Origin of the sequence: Streptomyces albidochromogenes (genome assembly GCF_005981925.1) — a bacterium.
GTDB classification, from domain to species: Bacteria; Actinomycetota; Actinomycetes; order Streptomycetales; family Streptomycetaceae; genus Streptomyces; species Streptomyces albidochromogenes.
The window spans coordinates 1-1,884 of sequence record NZ_VBVX01000570.1; the positions used below are offsets into that span (position 1 = coordinate 1).

General features: G+C 74.8%; 3 protein-coding genes. 2 read left to right on the forward strand and 1 reads right to left on the reverse strand.

Annotated elements, in window-relative coordinates; translation table 11 throughout:
* Positions 1-30 precede the first annotated feature (30 nt).
* Positions 31-840 carry an SDR family oxidoreductase gene (locus tag E2E34_RS33900; RefSeq protein ID WP_138905658.1) on the forward strand — a complete coding sequence of 270 codons (810 nt, stop codon included), beginning with the start codon at positions 31-33 and terminating at the stop codon, positions 838-840.
* A 9-nt stretch (positions 841-849) separates the two neighbouring features.
* On the opposite strand, the gene E2E34_RS33905 is transcribed toward E2E34_RS33900, so the two are convergent.
* Positions 850-1,077, reverse strand: coding sequence for a DUF6480 family protein (locus tag E2E34_RS33905; protein ID WP_138905659.1), 228 nt, complete (start codon positions 1,075-1,077; stop codon positions 850-852).
* 228 nt (positions 1,078-1,305) lie between these two features.
* On the opposite strand from E2E34_RS33905, the gene E2E34_RS33910 reads away from it, so the two are divergent.
* A complete protein-coding gene (locus E2E34_RS33910; RefSeq protein WP_138905660.1) occupies positions 1,306-1,725 on the forward strand; it encodes a CBS domain-containing protein in 420 nt (139 codons plus the stop codon).
* Positions 1,726-1,884 lie beyond the last annotated feature (159 nt).

Here is a 1,884-nt window from a genome sequence, read left to right on the forward strand (position 1 = left end):
GACCCACCCCCCGCACCAGGAGGTACGCACATGTCCAGCGCCGGCGCGGCAGCGACGCAGGTGGCCGTCGTCACCGGCGCGGACTCCGGGATCGGGCGTGCCACGGCCGTCGCCCTCGCCGTACGGGGCATGGACGTCGGCATCACCTTCCACACCGACCGTCAGGGCGCGCAGGAGACGGCCCGGGAGGTGCGCGGGCACGGGCGCCGCGCGGCCGTCGCGGCCATGGACCTCACCGCGCTGCCGGACGCCGCCGACGCGGTCGACCGGCTGGCGGAGGAACTCGGCCGCATCGACGTCCTGGTCAACAACGCGGGGACGGGCACCGCCACACCGTTCCTCGACATCGACCTCGCCACCGTCCGCCACGTCGTCGACGTGGACATGATCGGCCCGTTCCTGTGCGCCCAGCGGGCGGCCCGCCGCATGATCCGGCAGGGCGGCGGCGGCAGGATCGTCAACGTCACCTCGGTCCACGAGACCGCGCCCCGCGTCGGCGCCGCGCCGTACTGCGCGGCCAAGGGCGGCCTCGGCGTGCTGACGCAGGTGATGGCCCTGGAGCTCGCCGAGCACGGCATCACCGTCAACGCCGTCGCCCCCGGCGAGATCGCCACCCCGATGACCGGCCAGGAGGACACGGACGTACGCGCGGAGGTACGTCGCGGCGTCCCCCTGGGGCGGCCCGGCGACGCACGGGAGGTCGCCGCCGTCATCGCCTTCCTCGCGAGCCCGGAGGCCTCCTACGTCACGGGCGCCTCGTGGCAGGTGGACGGCGGCATGCTGCGGATGGGGCCCATGGCGGGCTCCCACCTGGACGACGATTCCTGGCGCCGTCCCTGAGCCCCGTGGCTAGATGATCACGGCGTAGACCAGGAAGAAGGCCGCGCACAGCACCACGACCACGCCGATGGCGATCAGCGGGCCCATGGCCCAGCCGCGGGGCGGATCGACCCGGGGGCCGGTGCCGGAGCTGGTACTGGACTCGCCGGGAGGAGTTTCCCCGGGAGGCACCGAGCCGCCCGGTTCGAGACCGGTGGTGCGGTCCGGGTCGGGATCTGGGTTGAGAGGTGTGTTCATACCGGATGGATGCCCGATATCGCCAGGATCAACTGCTTTCCATCTGATATGGCCCGCCTCGTTACCTGCCGCCTGCCGGGCCGTGCCGGTCTCCGAGCCGCCTCGCGCGGGGCTCACGGCGGGTCCGGCGCGGAGGCGGCGAACGGCGGCGCTTGGGCGGGGACTGCGCGGGTACCCGCTCGTGCAGTGGGGGCCGCGGCTGGCGCCGCCCGTCCAGTGGAGGACCCGATGGGTCAGCAGGTTCGCGAGATCATGACGAGTGCCCCGGCCACCGTGGGCACGCTCACGGCGGTGAGCGAGGTGGCGCACCGGATGCGCGAGGAGGACATCGGCGTGGTCCTGGTCGCGGAGGGCGACGAGCTGCGCGGCCTGGTCACCGACCGGGACCTGGTGGTACGGGTGCTCGCCGAGGGCAAGGACCCGGGGGAGACCACGGTGCGGGACGTGTGCAGCACCGATCTCGTCACCGTCGCACCCGGCGACGAGGTCGACGAGGCCATCCGCTTGATGCGGGAGAACGCGCTGCGCCGGCTGCCCGTGGTCGAGGGCTCCACCGCCGTGGGCATCGTGTCCCTGGGGGATCTGGCGATCGAGCGCGATCCCACGTCCGCGCTCGGAGGCGTGAGCGCCGCCGCGCCCAACACGTGACCGGGCGGGGGCCCCGGGCTCCCGTCGCCTGAGCCGCGCCGCCCCCGTGTCGTGCCGGTCAGGTGACGGGCGCGGGCGCCGGCCCGGGACCCGGCAGAGGGCCCGGCCCGGGCTGCGGCTCCGGCGGGGGGACCGGCGCTGGCGGGTCGGGTTCGGGGC